At 70.0% G+C, this 14,563-nt stretch carries 14 protein-coding genes; 6 read left to right on the forward strand and 8 right to left on the reverse strand.

The window, feature by feature from the left end:
• The first annotated feature begins 2 nt into the window (after positions 1-2).
• Both EV671_RS02400 and EV671_RS02405 read left to right on the forward strand, forming a co-directional pair.
• Positions 3-1,175, forward strand: a complete 1,173-nt coding sequence (locus EV671_RS02400; protein ID WP_132569664.1) for an efflux RND transporter periplasmic adaptor subunit — start codon at positions 3-5, stop codon at positions 1,173-1,175.
• Positions 1,172-4,258 (forward strand): efflux RND transporter permease subunit, encoded by a 3,087-nt coding sequence (locus EV671_RS02405; RefSeq protein ID WP_132569666.1) that lies wholly within the window; start codon positions 1,172-1,174, stop codon positions 4,256-4,258. Before EV671_RS02400 ends, EV671_RS02405 begins: the two co-directional genes overlap by 4 nt.
• Here the strand turns inward: EV671_RS02405 and EV671_RS27680 are convergent.
• Together EV671_RS27680 and EV671_RS02410 are read right to left on the reverse strand one after the other, a co-directional pair.
• Entirely contained in the window at positions 4,238-4,360 is a 123-nt protein-coding gene (locus tag EV671_RS27680) for a hypothetical protein (protein WP_277592388.1), read from the reverse strand. The genes EV671_RS02405 and EV671_RS27680 overlap by 21 nt on opposite strands.
• The gene (locus EV671_RS02410) at positions 4,357-4,662 is read right to left on the reverse strand and encodes a hypothetical protein (RefSeq protein ID WP_132569668.1); all 306 of its coding nucleotides are present in this window, start codon (positions 4,660-4,662) and stop codon (positions 4,357-4,359) included. Before EV671_RS02410 ends, EV671_RS27680 begins: the two co-directional genes overlap by 4 nt.
• Before the next feature lie 192 nt (positions 4,663-4,854).
• Between EV671_RS02410 and sbcB the strand changes: the two genes are divergently transcribed.
• From sbcB to EV671_RS02425, 3 genes are all read left to right on the forward strand, one after another.
• On the forward strand, positions 4,855-6,288 hold the full coding sequence (gene sbcB, locus EV671_RS02415) for an exodeoxyribonuclease I (RefSeq protein WP_132569670.1): 1,434 nt from the start codon (positions 4,855-4,857) through the stop codon (positions 6,286-6,288).
• Positions 6,289-6,371: 83 nt separating this feature from the next.
• Positions 6,372-7,304, forward strand: coding sequence for a GGDEF domain-containing protein (locus EV671_RS02420; RefSeq protein WP_132569672.1), 933 nt, complete (start codon positions 6,372-6,374; stop codon positions 7,302-7,304).
• A 114-nt stretch (positions 7,305-7,418) separates the two neighbouring features.
• The gene (locus EV671_RS02425) at positions 7,419-7,694 is read left to right on the forward strand and encodes a flagellar basal body rod protein (protein WP_132569674.1); all 276 of its coding nucleotides are present in this window, start codon (positions 7,419-7,421) and stop codon (positions 7,692-7,694) included.
• Between the two features lie 28 nt (positions 7,695-7,722).
• Here the strand turns inward: EV671_RS02425 and EV671_RS02430 are convergent, their stop codons facing one another.
• Positions 7,723-8,121, reverse strand: a complete 399-nt coding sequence (locus EV671_RS02430) for a MerR family transcriptional regulator (protein WP_132569676.1) — start codon at positions 8,119-8,121, stop codon at positions 7,723-7,725.
• A gap of 75 nt (positions 8,122-8,196) precedes the next feature.
• Between EV671_RS02430 and EV671_RS02435 the strand changes: the two genes are divergently transcribed.
• Entirely contained in the window at positions 8,197-9,435 is a 1,239-nt protein-coding gene (locus EV671_RS02435; protein ID WP_132569678.1) for an NADH:flavin oxidoreductase/NADH oxidase family protein, read from the forward strand.
• A 55-nt stretch (positions 9,436-9,490) separates the two neighbouring features.
• Here EV671_RS02435 and acnB read toward each other — a convergent pair whose 3' ends face one another.
• From acnB to EV671_RS02460, 5 genes are all read right to left on the reverse strand, one after another.
• Complete coding sequence (acnB, locus tag EV671_RS02440; RefSeq protein ID WP_132569680.1) at positions 9,491-12,082, reverse strand: bifunctional aconitate hydratase 2/2-methylisocitrate dehydratase; 2,592 nt, start codon at positions 12,080-12,082, stop codon at positions 9,491-9,493.
• Between the two features lie 17 nt (positions 12,083-12,099).
• Complete coding sequence (locus tag EV671_RS02445; RefSeq protein ID WP_132569682.1) at positions 12,100-12,504, reverse strand: type II toxin-antitoxin system VapC family toxin; 405 nt, start codon at positions 12,502-12,504, stop codon at positions 12,100-12,102.
• Positions 12,501-12,767 (reverse strand): AbrB/MazE/SpoVT family DNA-binding domain-containing protein, encoded by a 267-nt coding sequence (locus tag EV671_RS02450; RefSeq protein ID WP_132569684.1) that lies wholly within the window; start codon positions 12,765-12,767, stop codon positions 12,501-12,503. Before EV671_RS02450 ends, EV671_RS02445 begins: the two co-directional genes overlap by 4 nt.
• A gap of 112 nt (positions 12,768-12,879) precedes the next feature.
• Entirely contained in the window at positions 12,880-13,431 is a 552-nt protein-coding gene (locus tag EV671_RS02455; RefSeq protein WP_132569686.1) for a hypothetical protein, read from the reverse strand.
• Between the two features lie 130 nt (positions 13,432-13,561).
• Positions 13,562-14,563 (reverse strand): HpcH/HpaI aldolase/citrate lyase family protein, encoded by a 1,002-nt coding sequence (locus tag EV671_RS02460; protein WP_132569688.1) that lies wholly within the window; start codon positions 14,561-14,563, stop codon positions 13,562-13,564.

The following is a 14,563-nucleotide window of genomic DNA, read 5'->3' on the forward strand; positions in this document are numbered from 1 at the left end:
CTATGACCCGTCTGGCCGTGCTGGCCGGCGCGGTGGCGCTGAGTGCCGGCCTGGCGGCCTGCAACGGCGAGTCCGCCGCCGCACCCGCCGCTGCCGAGGCCGTGCTGCAGGGCCAGCAGCTGATCTTCCCGGCCGGCCATCCGCAGCTGCGCCTGCTCAAGCTGGAGCCGGCCCGCCCCGGCGGCACGGTGGACGTGCCGCTGAGCGCCAAGCTGGTCTGGAACGAGGACCGCACCCAGCGCATCTACCCGGCCTTCGCCGGCCGCGTGGACCGCATCGCGACCGACATCGGCCGCGTCGTCAAGCCCGGCCAGGTGCTGGCCGAGCTGGCCTCGCCGGACTTCGGCGCCGCCCAGGCCGATGCGGCCCGCGCCGAGGCCGACCAGGCCCTCACGCACAAGCAGCTGCAGCGCCAGCGCGAGCTGCTGGCGGCCGGCGTCGTCGCGCAGCGCGACTTCGAGCAGGCCCAGGCCGATGCGGCGCGCGCCGAGGCCGAGCTGGCCCGGGCGCGGGCCCGTGTGCGCATGTACGGCGGTGGCAGCGGTGTGAACCAGCAGCTGGCCCTGCGCGCCGGCATCGCCGGCACCGTCGTCGAGCGCAACCTCAACCCCGGCCAGGAGCTGCGGCCCGACCAGAGCGGCCCCGGCGTGCCGGCGGTTTTCGTCATCAGCGACCCGGGCACGCTGTGGGTGCAGATCGATGCGCGCGAGTCCGAGGTTGGCACGCTGCAGCCGGGCAGCGCCTTCGAGCTGGAGCTGGCGGCCTACCCGGGCCGGCGCTTCGAGGGCCGCGTGACGGCGCTGGCCGACGTCATCGACCCGTCGACGCGGACCATCAAGGTGCGCGGCGCCGTGGCCAATGCCGAGCGGCTGCTGAAGGCCGAGATGCTGGCCACGGCCCATGTGCAGCGCGCGGCGGGCGAGGGCGTCGTCGTGCCCGCCGGCGCGGTGCTGCTGCGCGGCGAGAAGCACTGGGTGTTCGTGTCGCCCCGGCCGGGTGTGTTCGAGCTGCGCGAGGTGCAGGCCGGTGCGATGGGCGCCCAGCAGGTGGTGCTGAGGCGTGGCCTGGAGGTGGGTGAGCAGGTCGTCGTCGAGAACGCGTTGCTGCTTGACCGCCAGATGGCGGCCGCGCAGGCCAGCGCCCAGCCCGTGTCGGCGAAGGCGAGTCAACCATGAGGCGGCTCGTCTCGCTGGCCCTGGGCCAGCCGGTGCTCGTCGTGCTGGCCGTGCTGCTCTTCGTCGGCGCCGGCCTCGTGGCCTTCCTGAACCTGCCGGTCGAGGCCTTCCCGGACGTGACGGACACCCAGGTCACCGTCATCGCGCTGCACCCCGGCCATGCGGCCGAGGAGGTCGAGAAGCAGGTGACCCTGCCGATCGAGGTGGCGCTGTCGGGCCTGCCGAACGCGATCCGCGTGTTCTCGCACACGCAATTCGGCCTGTCCTACACCGTCATCACCTATGACGACGCTGCCACCGTGCAGTCGGTGCGCCAGGAAGTGGCCGAGCGCCTGCGCAGCGTGGATCTGCCGCCCGGCGTGACGGCCGACATCGCGCCCAATGCGACGCCGGTGGGCGAGATCCTGCGCTATCGCCTGAAGGGCGACGGCAAGGACGTGACGGAGCTGCGCTCCATCGAGGACTGGGTCATCGAGCGCGGCCTGCGCCAGGTGCCGGGCGTGGCCGACGTGGTGGCCATGGGCGGCTTCATCAAGCAGTACGAGGTTCAGCCCGACCTGGACAAGCTGCGTGCCTACGGCCTGAGCTTCCAGAACCTGCTGGATGCGCTGGGCCGCGGCAATGCCAATGCGGGCGGCAGCTATGTCGCCCAGGGCGCGCAGCAGTACGCCATCCGCGGCATCGGCCTGCTGCGCTCGGCCGAGGACATCGGCCAGATCGTCGTCACCGCGCGCAACGGCACGCCGGTGCTGGTGCGCGACATCGCGCGCGTCGAGGTCGGCGCCGTGCCGAGGCTGGGCGTGGTGGGCCAGGACGGCGACGACGACGTCGTGACCGGCATCGTCGTCATGCGCAAGGGCGAGAACGCCAGCGTCGTGCTCAAGGGCGTGAAGGAGAAGATCGCCGAGCTCAACGAGCGCGGCCTGCCCAAGGGCGTGCAGATCCTGCCCTTCTACGACCGCACCTGGCTGATGGGCAAGACCCTGTCCACCGTGTTCCGCAACCTCGTCGAGGGCGCGTTGCTGGTGTCGCTGGTGCTCTACCTCTTCCTATCCAACCTGCGCGCCAGCCTGGCCGTGGTGGCCGTCATCCCGCTGGCCCTGCTGGCCACCTTCCTGGGTCTGAAGATCCTCGGCGTGCCGGCCAACCTGCTGAGCCTGGGCGCGATGGACTTCGGCATCATCGTGGACGGCGCTGTCATCGTCGTCGAGAACATCATGCACCGCCTCTCCGAGCGCGGCGAAGGGCTGGACTTGAAGAAGCGCTCCCAGCTGATCGCCAGCGCGACCGACGAGGTGGGCCGGCCGACGCTGTTCTCGATGCTCATCATCATCGCGGCCCACATCCCCATCTTCGCGCTGCAGCGCCACGAGGGCCGCATTTTCCAGCCGATGGCGCTGTCGGTCAGCATGGCGCTGCTGGGTTCGCTGGTGTTCTCGCTGACGCTGGTACCGCTGCTGGCCTTCTGGATGCTGCGCCGCCGCCTGCCGCATGGCGACAACCGCCTCGTGCAGGGCGCCAAGGGCCTGTATGCGCCGGCGCTGGACTGGGCGCTGGAGCGGCCGCGTGCCGTCATGGCCGTGGCGGGCCTCGCCTTCCTGCTGGCGCTGGGCGTAGCCTCGCGCCTGGGCTCGGAGTTCCTGCCCGAGCTCGACGAGGGCACGATCTGGGTGGACCTGCGCCTGCCGTCCAGCGTGTCCATGCCGGAGGCCACGCGCGTGCTGCGCCAGGTGCGCGAGGCGCTGCACAAGGTGCCCGAGGTCGAGACCGTGGTGTCCAAGACCGGCCAGCCCGAGGACGGCACCGACCCCAAGACCATCAGCATGTCCGAGATGTTCGTCGGCATGAAGCCCGCCGAGCAGTGGCGCGCCGGCAAGACCAAGGCCGACCTGATCGCCGAGATGGACGCCGCCGTGTCGGCCATTCCCGGCATGGAGCCGTCGTTCTCCCAGCCGATCCGCGACAACGTGCTGGAGTCCATCTCGCAGATCCAGGGCCAGATCGTCATCAAGGTCGCCGGCGACGACCTGCACGAGCTCTCGCGCATCGCCGAGGCGATGCGGGCCGAGGTGCGGCAGGTGGCCGGCGTCTACCAGGCCGAGATCGACCGCGAGGGCGATTCCCCGCAGCTGGTGGTGGACATCGACCGCGCCCGCGCCGCGCGCCTGGGCCTGAACGTGGGCGATGTGCAGGACGTCATCGAGGCCGCGCTGGCCGGCAAGGCGGCGACCTATCTGTGGGAGGGCGAGCGCAAGTTCGCCGTCACGGTGCGCCTGCCCGAGGCCAAGCGGGCCATCGCCGAGCTGCCGCGCACGCTGATCTCGACGCCCACCGGCGGCACCGTGCCGCTGTCCGAGGTGACGAGCATCCGCGAGACCACCGGTGCGATGAACATTTCCCGCGAGGCGGGGCGCCGCACCAAAGCCATCGCCGTCTTCATCCGCGACCGCGACATGGGCTCGGTCGTGGCCGACATGCGCGGTCGCCTTGCAGCCAAGGTGAGCGTCCCCGAGGGCTACACCGTCAAATGGGTCGGCGAGTTCGAGAACCAGGAGCGCGCGATGAAGCGCCTGTCGGTGGTCGTGCCGATCTCGCTGCTGCTGATCTTCGTGCTGCTGTTCAACGCTTTCAACGACTTCCGCATGGCGGCGCTGATCCTGCTGAACGTGCCGCTGGCGCTGGTGGGCGGCTTCGTCGCGCTGTGGGTGCTGGACATCCCGCTGTCGGTGTCGGCCGCCATCGGCTTCATCGCGCTGTCGGGCCAGGCGGTGCTGAACGGCGTCGTCATGCTCAGCGTCTTCCAGCAGCTGCGCAACGCCGGCGCCAGCGTGCACGATGCGGCGCGCGAAGGCTCGATGCAGCGCCTGCGCACCGTGCTGATGACGGCGCTGCTGGCGGCCCTCGGCCTGCTGCCGATGGCGCTGTCGCATGAGATCGGCGCCGAAACGCAGCGGCCGCTGGCCGTCGTCGTCATCGGCGGCCTCGTCACCGCGACGCTGCTGACGCTGCTGGTGCTGCCGACGCTGTATGTGGCCTGGTTCAGGCCCAAGGGCGGGGAGGCTTCAGAAGCGCAGGCTGGCTGAGACCCGGTCGGCATCCAGGCCGGAGAAGTTCTGCTTGGGGTCGTGGGCGAGGCGCAGGAACCGGTTCGGCCAGTCCAGCGCCAGCCGCAGGTCCTCGGTCACGGCCAGCGGCCGAAGAAGTGCAGGTCGCGCTGGTGGGCGTGCAGGCGGTCGTCGGCGATCAGCGTGACCGACAGCGTGCGCCCGCCCTCGCCAGGCCAGCCGCCACCGACGGTGATGGCGTCGTTGGGGTCCCAGTTCAGCTTGAAGTAGGGCCGCAGATTGGTGCGGCCCCAGCCCACCAGGCCGAATCGGGTGGCGCCCAGGAAGCCGCGTGAGGCGGCCTGCAGCGAGGGCTCCAGGGAAAGGTTCTCGGCAAGGGCCAAGGAGGTGTCGAAGCCGGTGCGCGCCTGGTGGCCGAACACGCTGTCGCGCCAGACGCCCAGCCAGGCATTGGTGTCGCCGGCGCGGCGGCGCAGGTTGAGGTCCAGGCCGGTGTCGCCGGCGTCATAGCGGTAGCCGCCGAGCGTCAGCTTTTATTCGGGGGGCTTCCTCGGCCCGGGCCAGCGCGCAGAGGTGCAGCTTCGTCCAGGGCAGGATGGCGGTATGGTGCGGGCATGAGCGACCTGACCTTCTTCTGGCACGACTACGAGACCTTCGGCCGCGTGCCCAAGCGCGACCGCCCGGCCCAGTTCGCCGGCCTGCGCACCGACGCCGAGCTCAACGAGATCGGCGAGCCGCTGATGCTCTACTGCCAGCCGGCGCCCGACTACCTGCCCGATCCCGAGGCCTGCCTGCTGACCGGCATCCTGCCCCAGCACTGCCTGGAGCGCGGCGTGCCCGAGCACGAGTTCGCCGCTGCGATCGAGACCGCGCTGGCCCTGCCCGGCACGGTGGGCGTGGGCTACAACAGCATCCGCTTCGACGACGAGGTGACGCGGCATCTGTTCTGGCGCAACCTCATCGACCCCTACGCCCGCGAGTGGCAGAACGGCTGCGGCCGCTGGGACCTGCTGGACGTCGTGCGCTGCGCCTATGCGCTGCGGCCGGACGGACTCGAATGGCCGAAACACGACGACGGCCGCCCGAGCTTCAAGCTCGAGCACCTGACCGCCGCCAACGGCCTGGCCCACGAAGCGGCCCACGATGCGCTGTCGGACGTGCGCGCCACCGTCGCGCTGGCGCGCAAGCTGCGCCAGGCCCAGCCCAAGCTGTGGGACTTCTGCGTGAAGCTGCGCACCAAGCAGGCGGTGTGGGACGAGATCGGCATCGGCAAACCCTTCCTGCATGTGTCGGGCATGTACGGTCCCGAGCGCGGCTGCATCGCCCTCGTCTGGCCGCTGGCGCCGCACCCGACGAACAAGAACGAGCTCATCGTCTGGGACTGCGCGGTCGCGCCGGACGAACTGCTGGCGCTGAACGCCGCCGACATCCGCTCCCGCATGTTCACGAAGCAGGACGCGCTGCCCGAGGGCGTCACGCGGCTGCCCATCAAGACCATCCACGTCAACAAGTCGCCGGTCGTCATAGCCAACCTGAAGACGCTGAGCGGGCGACAAGCCGAGCGCTGGGGGCTGGATGTCGAGGCCCAGCTCGTCAACGCCAGGCTGCTGGCCGGGAAGGGTCGCCTGCTCGACGGCCTGTGGGGCGAGGTCTTCCAGCGCGAACCTTTCGCGCCGGCCGACGTGGACGAAGACCTCTACGGCGGCTTCATCGGCAACGAGGACCGCCGCGCGCTGAACCGGGTGCGCACGACGGCGCCCGAGCTTCTCGCAGAACGCGCCGCCCAGCGCAAGCTGGCCTTCCAGGATGCGCGGCTCGACGAGCTCGTGTTCCGCTGGCGGGCCCGCAACTTCCCGCTGAGTCTGGCGCCCGACGAGGCCGAGCGCTGGCGCGGCCACCTGGCTGCGCGCCTGCACGAAGGCGAGGGCGGGGCGCAGACGCTGGCGGCCTTCATGGAGCGCATCGATCAGCTCGGCGAGACCGCGGACGAGCGCGGCGAGGCCATCCTGTCGGCGCTTTACGACTATGCGGAGCAGATCGCGCCGTAGGCGATTTTCCCGTGATCTGCGGCATGGTCGAAAGCCACGAGTCCTGCGATAGTCGGGCGTAGAAGAAGCCCCCAGGAGACCCCATGAGCAGTGCTGCACCCGCCCACGCCGAAGACCCGACCGCCGCCCGGCTGCGTGCGTTGCTGGTGCGATCGCCGACGGCGGTCGCCTTCGTGTCGGGGCAGCGCTTCGAGGTCGTCAGCGAGGAGTTCAACCACCTGTTCGGCTTCGGCGACGACAGCGACCTCGGCGGCCAGGGCACGCGCGTCGTGCACACCACCGACCTCGCCCACACGGCGCTGCAGGAGCGCACCGTCGCCGCCTTCGCCGCCGGCCGGCCGCTCGACGAGGAGATCGAATACGTCAAGCGCGACGGCCATCGCTTCTGGGGCCGGCTACAGGCCACGCCGGTGCACTGGGAGGCCCCGGCGGGCGAGGCGCTGTGGATCGTCGAGGACGTGACGGTCGCGCGCGCCCAGCGCCTGCAGCCGACCTGGACGGCCAAGCACGATGCAGTGACCGAGTTGGCCAACCGCCGCGAGTTCGAGCGCCGCCTGGCCGAGCATGTCGGCAGCCGCCGCAACGAGCCGGTCTCGGTGCTGTGGCTGGACGTGGACAAGTTCGCCGATGTCGTCAAGGGCATGGGCGCCGAGGTGGGTGACCATTTCCTTTACGGCCTGGGCCAGATGCTGATCGGCAAGGTCCGGGCCTCCGACCTCGTGGCGCGCCTGGAGGAGGACCATTTCGCCGTCCTGCTGCCCGATTGCGACCAGCACTACGCCCAGATCATTGCCGAGAAGGTGCGTTCCGCCGTGGCCGGCTACCGCCTGCGCTGGGGCATGCACCGCACGCGGGTCAAGGCATCGCTGGGCGTCGTGCAACTGCAGCCCTCGCTGACGACGGTGGACGCCGTGCTGGGCGGCGCGGCTCTGGCCTGCACCGAGGCCAAGGCGGCGGGAGGCGATAGCGTGCGCGTATTCGTGCCGGCCGGCGGCTACGAGGAACTGGCGGGCTGATTTCACGCTTGCCCGCGCAGCGATCCCCGGAAATGCCGGGTTTTCCGCCGAATGTTCTAAAGTTCGGTCGGTCGCGGCCGATGTAGCGGTCAGGGCGCTCAAAACTGAATCCCGATGAACAACGTCCCGCTGTCCACCGCCTTGTCCGGCATCTCCGCCGCCAACGAGCGTCTGCGCGCGTCGGCGGCCAACATCGCCAACCTCGCGGCCAGCAACCAGAACCGGCCGAGCACCGAGCTGACGAATGTCGACAAGGTGCCCCAGCGCGAGATCAACCCCGCGAACGAGGTTGTGGAGCAGCAGTCCGCCGCCTATGCCTTCGTCGCGAACCTGAAGGTGCTGCAGACCCAGCTGAACACCACGGGCGCGCTGCTGGACATCAAGGCCTGAGCATCCTCGGCTCCTGCGCAAAGCGGCTTCAGGCCGCTTTTTCTTCGCCCGAGGCGTCCAGCGTGAAGCAGCGCCCGGCCGCCCACTCGCTGGCCAGGCGTTCGCGCAGCTCCAGCGTCTCGGCGCGTTGGCGGGCCAGGTCGGCGGCCAACTGGTCGATGCGGGCCAGGCGCTCGTCCAGCCCCTGCAGCACGAGTTCGTGGGGCAGGCCGTCCCGGCTGGCGGCGAACAGCTCGCGCAGTTGGTCGAGGCCGAAGCCCAGGCGTTGGCCGAGCTGGATCATCTGCAGGCGCTGCAGCGCAGCCTCGCCATATTGGCGATAGCCATTGCTGCCGCGCTCGGTGGGCGGCAGCAGGCCACTGGCCTCATAGAAACGGATGGCCGACGTGGCCATGCCCGTGCGCTGCGCCAGTTCACCGATCTTCATGCTTGACAGGCTTGACTTTGAAGTTGGGTTGAAGCTTAGCATTCCTCGCATTGCTACTCCCGACGCCTGCCTGCCATGTCTTCCAGCCCGCTGTTCCAGCCCCTGACCCTGCCCAATGGCAGCCGCCTGCCCAACCGCCTCGTGAAGGCGGCGATGGAGGAGGGCCTGGCCGGGCGTGGCCAACTTCCCGGGCCAGAGTTCGAGCGGCTCTATCGGCGCTGGGCCGCGGGTGGCGTCGGCCTGATACTGACCGGCAACGTGATGGTCGACCCCGCGGCCCTGACCGGGCCCGGCGGCGTCGTGCTCGACGAGCATGCGCCGCTGGAGGGCTTTCGCGCCTGGGCGGCGGCGGCCCGCAGCGGCGGTGCCCAGGCCTGGATGCAGATCAACCATCCCGGCCGCCAGGTCTTCGCCGCGATGGGCGAGGAGGCGCTCAGTGCCTCGGCCGTCGCGCTGGACCTGGGCAAGCATTCCTCGATGTTCGGCCAGCCGCGGGCGATGAGCGAGGCCGAGATCGCCGCCGTCATCCAGCGCTTCGCCACGACGGCCCGGCGCGCGGCCGAGGCCGGTTTCGACGGCGTGCAGATCCATGCCGCCCATGGCTATCTGCTCAACCAGTTCCTGTCGCCGCTGAGCAACCGGCGCGAGGACCGCTGGGGCGGCAGCCTGGCCAACCGGGCGCGGCTGCTGGTCGAGGTGGTGCGCGCGGTGAAGGCGGTGGTGCCGGCGGGCTTCGGTGTCGGCGTGAAGCTGAACTCGGCAGACTTCCAGCGTGGCGGCTTCAGCGAGGCGGATGCGCGCGTCGTCGTCGAGCTGCTCAACGGCGAGGGCCTGGACCTGCTGGAGCTGTCGGGCGGCAGCTACGAGAGCCCGGCCATGCAGGGCCGCACGGCCGATGGCCGCACGCTGGCGCGCGAGGCCTATTTCCTGGAATTCGCGCGTGAGCTCGCCAGTGTGGCGAGCATGCCGCTGATGACGACCGGCGGCATCTCGCGTCCTGCGGTGGCCGAGGCCGTGCTTGCCGGTGGTGTGGCCCTGGTGGGCCTGGGCACGGCGCTGGCGATGGCGCCCGAGCTGCCGCGCCGCTGGCGGGCCGGCGAGGCCGCCGTGGCGCCACGCCCCCAGGTCGGCTGGAAGGACAAGGCCATGGCCAGCCTGGCGACGATGGCCCTGGTGCGCCGCCAGCTGCAGCGCATGGCGGCCGGCAAATCGCCGCAGGCACAGGCCTCGCCGCTGTGGGCGTTGCTGACCGACCAGCTGCGCGCGAAGCGGCTGACGCGGCGTTATAAGGGCTGGCGGCTGGCGCGGGCCTGAAAAAAAGCCCGCCGGGCTTGCGCGCGGCGGGCTCTCGGGTCGTGCGAGCTCAGGCTCAGGCGGTGACCGCCTTGGCCGTGTCCGCGTACTCCTCGATCTGGTCGAAGTTCAGGTACTTGTAGACGCTGGCGGTGTCCTTGTTGATGATGCCCATCGCCTCGTGGTACTCGCCGACCGTCGGGATCTTGCCCAGCTTGGACGCGATGGCGGCCAGCTCGGCCGAGGCCAGGAACACGTTGGTGTTCTTGCCCAGGCGGTTCGGGAAGTTGCGGGTCGACGTGGACACGACCGTCGCGCCTTCACGCACCTGGGCCTGGTTGCCCATGCACAGGCTGCAGCCGGGCATTTCGGTGCGCGCACCGGCCGTGCCGAAGGCGGCGTAGTGGCCTTCCTTGATCAGCTCGCTCTGGTCCATCTTGGTCGGCGGGGCGACCCACAGCTTGACCGGGATGTCGCGCTGGCCGCCCAGCAGCTTGGCCGCCGCGCGGAAGTGGCCGATATTGGTCATGCACGAGCCGATGAAGGCCTCGTCGATCTTGGTGCCGGCCACGTCGGACAGGGTCTTGGCGTCGTCCGGGTCGTTCGGGCAGCAGAGGATGGGTTCCTTGATGTCGGCCAGGTCGATCTCGATGACGGCCGCGTACTCGGCGTCCTTGTCGGCTTCCAGCAGATCGGGCTTGGCCAGCCAGGCCTCGACCTTCTCGATGCGGCGCTGCAGCGTCTTCGCGTCGGCATAGCCGTCGGCGATCATGTTCTTCATCAGCACGATGTTGCTGGTGAGGTATTCCTTGATCGGCGCCGGGTTGAGCTTGATCGTGCAGCCGGCGGCCGAGCGCTCGGCGGAGGCGTCGCTCAGCTCGAAGGCTTGCTCGACCTTCAGGTCGGGCAGGCCTTCGATCTCGAGGATGCGGCCCGAGAACACGTTCTTCTTGCCGGCCTTGGCGACGGTCAGCAGACCGGCCTTGATCGCGTACAGCGGGATGGCATGCACGAGGTCGCGCAGCGTCACGCCCGGCTGCATCTCGCCCTTGAAGCGGACGAGAACGGACTCGGGCATGTCCAGCGGCATCACGCCGGTGGCGGCGCCGAAGGCCACGAGGCCGGAGCCGGCGGGGAAGCTGATGCCGATGGGGAAGCGGGTGTGCGAGTCGCCGCCGGTGCCGACCGTGTCGGGCAGTAGCAGGCGGTTCAGCCAGCTGTGGATGACGCCGTCACCCGGGCGCAGGGCCACGCCGCCGCGGTTGCTGATGAAGGCGGGCAGTTCGCGATGGGTCTTCACGTCCACGGGCTTGGGGTAGGCGGCCGTGTGGCAGAAGCTCTGCATGACCAGGTCGGCCGAGAAGCCCAGGCAGGCCAGATCCTTCAGCTCGTCGCGGGTCATCGGGCCGGTGGTGTCCTGCGAGCCGACGGTCGTCATCTTGGGCTCGCAATAGGTGCCCGGGCGCACGCCCTGGCCCTCGGGCAGGCCGACGGCGCGGCCGACCATCTTCTGGGCCAGCGTGAAGCCGGCCTTGGACTCGGCGGGCGCCTGCGGCAGGCGGAACTGCGTCGAGGCGGGCAGGCCCAGGAATTCGCGGGCCTTGGCGGTCAGCGAGCGGCCGATGATGAGGTTGATGCGGCCGCCGGCGCGCACTTCGTCGAACAGCACGTCGCTCTTGAGCTTGAACTCGGCGACGGTCGCGCCGTTCTTCACCAGCTTGCCGTCATAGGGCAGCACGTCGATGACGTCGCCCATCTCCAGCTTGGAGACGTCGACCTCGATCGGCAGCGAGCCGGAGTCTTCCTGCGTGTTGAAGAAGATGGGGGCGATCTTGCCGCCCAGCGTCACGCCGCCGAAGCGCTTGTTCGGCACGAAGGGGATGTCCTGGCCCGTGGCCCAGATCACCGAGTTGGTGGCGGACTTGCGCGAGGAGCCGGTGCCGACCACGTCGCCGACGTAGGCGACCAGGTGGCCCTTCTTCTTCAGGTCCTCGATGAACTGCATCGGGCCGCGCTTGCCGTCTTCCTCGGGCTTGAAGGCCGCGTCGGAGCGGGTGTTCTTCAGCATGGCCAGGTAGTGCAGCGGGATGTCCGGGCGGCTCCAGGCGTCGGGAGCGGGCGAGAGGTCGTCGGTGTTGGTCTCGCCGGGCACCTTGAAGACGGTGACGGTGATCTTCTTCTCGACCTCAGGGCGGGTGGTGAACCACTCGGCATCGGCCCAGCTCTTCATCACTTCCTGCGCCTTGGCGTTGCCGGCCTTGGCCTTGCTGGCGACGTCGTTGAAGTAGTCGAACATCAGCAGGGTCTTCTTCAGGCCCTCGGCGGCTTGCGTCGCGACTTCGGCGTCGTCCAGCAGCTCGATCAGCGGATGCACGTTGTAGCCGCCGACCATGGTGCCCAGCAGCTCGGTGGCCTTAGGCCGGGAGATCAGGCCGACCTTGATGTCGCCATGCGCGACGGCGGCCAGGAACGAAGCCTTGACCTTGGCGGCGTCGTCCACGCCCGGGGGCACGCGATGCGTCAGCAGGTCCAGCAGGAAGGCGTCCTCACCGGCAGGCGGGTTCTTGATCAGCTCGATCAGCTCGGCGACCTGCTTGGCATCCAGGGGCAGGGGCGGGATGCCGAGGGCGGCGCGCTCGGCGGCATGTTGGCGGTAGGCGGTGAGCATGGGTTCTCCAGTTGAAATCAGGCGCCGGGCACGATGACCCTGAGGCCCTTGAAATAGTCGCGATAGAAGCCGGCGTCGCGCGTGATGAGTGCATCGCACTGCATCATGGCGTGGGCGCCGATGAGGAAGTCGGCCACGGTGCGGCTGCGATTGCCGCCGCGCTGGCGGTAGCGGCGTTGCATCTCGCCGGCGCGCAGCGCGGCCTTGGGTTCCATGGAGCTGTAGGCGATGCCCACGTCCTCCAGCGTGCCCAGCACTTCAGAGCCGCCCTTGAGCGAGGTGCAGAGTTCGGCGAGCGCGACCTCGCACAGCACGAGCGGGCCGATATGCAGGGCCTGGCGGATGGCTTCGGCAGCGGCCGTCGAGTCGTCGCCCTGGCCGCCGATGAGGTCGATGAGGACCGAGGAATCGACGGCGATCAAGACTGGGCCTCGTCCTCGGGCGGCAGATACGGGTCTCCGGGGGCATGGCCGCGAATGGCGCGCATGGCCTCATCGGTGCTCGCGAAGCCATCGAGCTTGTAGCGGCCGCGCAGCCGCGAGATGGCGTCGTCGACATCCTTGCGCAGGATGATGCGACCGCCGTCCAGCTCGACCTTGAGCGTCGTGCCCTTGGTCAGGCCCAGGGCATCTCGGACGGCTTTGGGCAGCGTGATCTGCCCGCGTTCGGCAACGGTGGCTTCCATGGCGCCTCCAGCGGCTGAGCCGCCGCAATGGAGGCAGGGCTCAGGTATGCATCAGAAAGTATGCATTCATTCTACATACCTGAGGCGGCCGATTTCAAGCCGGCCGGCAGCATCACTTCGCTGGCGTGATGCCGATGGAGTTGGCGGCGGCGGTCTCGGGGTGCGCGGCAGCGGCGGCCCTGGCCTCGGCCATCAGGCGGGCCTGCTCCGGGTGAACGCAGTCGTCCACCAGGCGCTGGCCGAGCTTGGTGTCCAGCAGCATGGACTTGTTGGCGATCTGGATCATCAGCGTACGGCCGGTCACGTCTTCCAGGCGCAGCGCGCCGGTGGACGACAGCACGGGCTTCATCGTGATGCGCTGCTTCTGCCAGGCGACGTCGATGTAGCCGGCCATCTTGGGATGCTTCTCGATGTCGATGACCTGCTTGAACTCGCAGTGGTATTCGCCCAGATAGGCCCGGTCGGCCGCGGCCAGTTGCTCTTCGCTGGCCTCGGTCAGCACGGGCTCCGGCGGCGGCGCCTTCTTGGCCGGGGCGGCCTTGGCGATCTTCTTCGTGGCGTGCGGGGCGACAGCGGGCTTGGCCGGCGTGGTCTGGGCCAGGGCGGGCAGGGCGGCGCAGAGGATCAGGGCGGCGGCGCTGCCGCGGAGCGAGAAGGACTGCATTTGGCTTGGGGGTAGGAAAGGGGGGGGTAGGGAAGTGGCCGCGCATCATGGCTGCAACGCGGCCATGGATCAGTGAGCAGATGTGAGGGATTGATTGTCCGGCGCGCGCAGGGGCGTCCGGGGCCGTGCTTTACCCGATGGCCGTCGCGAAGAAGGCTTGGCGGGCCGCGGCCGGCAGCGTGCGGCCGGTGCGCTCGGCGCGCTCCAGCACGGTCCAGAAATAACGGTAGCTGGCGCGGTCGTGCAGGCGGTCGTGGAAGGAGATGGGCGCCCACTGCGCGGCCTGGGCCGCGAGCAGCAGCTCAGCGGCCTCGACGACCTCGTCGGCCGCCGGCGCGAAGGCCTCGACGATGGGGCGGATCTGGTCCGGGTGGATGCTCCACATGCGCGTGTAACCGAACTCGCGCGCGGCGCGGCGGGCGGCCGCGGCCAGCCGTTCGCTGTCGCGGAACTCGGTGACGACGCAGTGCGAAGGCGTCTTGCCGAAGGCGTGGGCGGCGGCGGCGATCTCGAGCTTGGCGCGCACGACCAGCGGGTGCTCGAACTGGCCGGGCAGCTCCATCGCCGCCTTCGGGATCGCGCCGCCGTGGGCGGAGACGAAGTCCATCAGCCCGAAGGACAGGGACTCGATGCGCGGCTGGGCCGCGATGCGGAAGACCTCGCGCAGCGCGCCGTGGGTCTCGATCAGCACCTGCAGCGGCAGCCTGGGCGCCCCGTGGCGCGCGCAGGCGGCGTCGATGGCGGCGACCGCGTGATCCACGTCGTCGGCGCTTTCGGGCTTGGGGATCATCAGATAGGCCAGGCGCTGGCCGGCCCGGGCGACGAGGGTGTCCACGTCGGCCTCGAAGGCCGCATGGCCCCAGGGGTGCACGCGCGCGCCGACGCGGCCGAAGCGGTTGGCGGCACTCGTCGCGAGTTCGGCGATCAGCAGCGCGTGTTCGGCCTCGCCGCCGACCGGGGCGCCATCCTCGGCGTCCAGCGTGATGTCGAAGACGGGGCCGAGCTCGGCCTGCAGCGCCAGGCTCTTGCGCATGCGGGCCTCGACGCCGCAGTAGTGGTCGACGACGGGCAGCGACGGGCGCGCGGCTTCTTGGCCGAACAGGGCCTGGCGGGGGTGGAGGGGGGCGCTCAT

Origin of the sequence: Roseateles saccharophilus, from assembly GCF_004342485.1 — a bacterium.
GTDB lineage: Bacteria > Pseudomonadota > Gammaproteobacteria > Burkholderiales > Burkholderiaceae_C > Pelomonas > Pelomonas saccharophila.

Excerpts from the sequence above, each read along its gene's own strand:
- acnB (WP_132569680.1), bottom strand. The coding sequence starts at position 12,082 with ATGCTCACCGCCTACCGCCAACATGCCGCCGAGCGCGCCGCCCTCGGC.
- EV671_RS02425 (WP_132569674.1), top strand. The coding sequence starts at position 7,419 with ATGAACAACGTCCCGCTGTCCACCGCCTTGTCCGGCATCTCCGCCGCC.
- EV671_RS02460 (WP_132569688.1), bottom strand. The coding sequence starts at position 14,563 with ATGAGCGCCCCCCTCCACCCCCGCCAGGCCCTGTTCGGCCAAGAAGCC.
- EV671_RS02400 (WP_132569664.1), top strand. The coding sequence starts at position 3 with ATGACCCGTCTGGCCGTGCTGGCCGGCGCGGTGGCGCTGAGTGCCGGC.
- EV671_RS02420 (WP_132569672.1), top strand. The coding sequence starts at position 6,372 with ATGAGCAGTGCTGCACCCGCCCACGCCGAAGACCCGACCGCCGCCCGG.
- EV671_RS02430 (WP_132569676.1), bottom strand. The coding sequence starts at position 8,121 with ATGAAGATCGGTGAACTGGCGCAGCGCACGGGCATGGCCACGTCGGCC.
- EV671_RS02435 (WP_132569678.1), top strand. The coding sequence starts at position 8,197 with ATGTCTTCCAGCCCGCTGTTCCAGCCCCTGACCCTGCCCAATGGCAGC.
- EV671_RS02450 (WP_132569684.1), bottom strand. The coding sequence starts at position 12,767 with ATGGAAGCCACCGTTGCCGAACGCGGGCAGATCACGCTGCCCAAAGCC.
- EV671_RS02455 (WP_132569686.1), bottom strand. The coding sequence starts at position 13,431 with ATGCAGTCCTTCTCGCTCCGCGGCAGCGCCGCCGCCCTGATCCTCTGC.
- EV671_RS02405 (WP_132569666.1), top strand. The coding sequence starts at position 1,172 with ATGAGGCGGCTCGTCTCGCTGGCCCTGGGCCAGCCGGTGCTCGTCGTG.
- sbcB (WP_132569670.1), top strand. The coding sequence starts at position 4,855 with ATGAGCGACCTGACCTTCTTCTGGCACGACTACGAGACCTTCGGCCGC.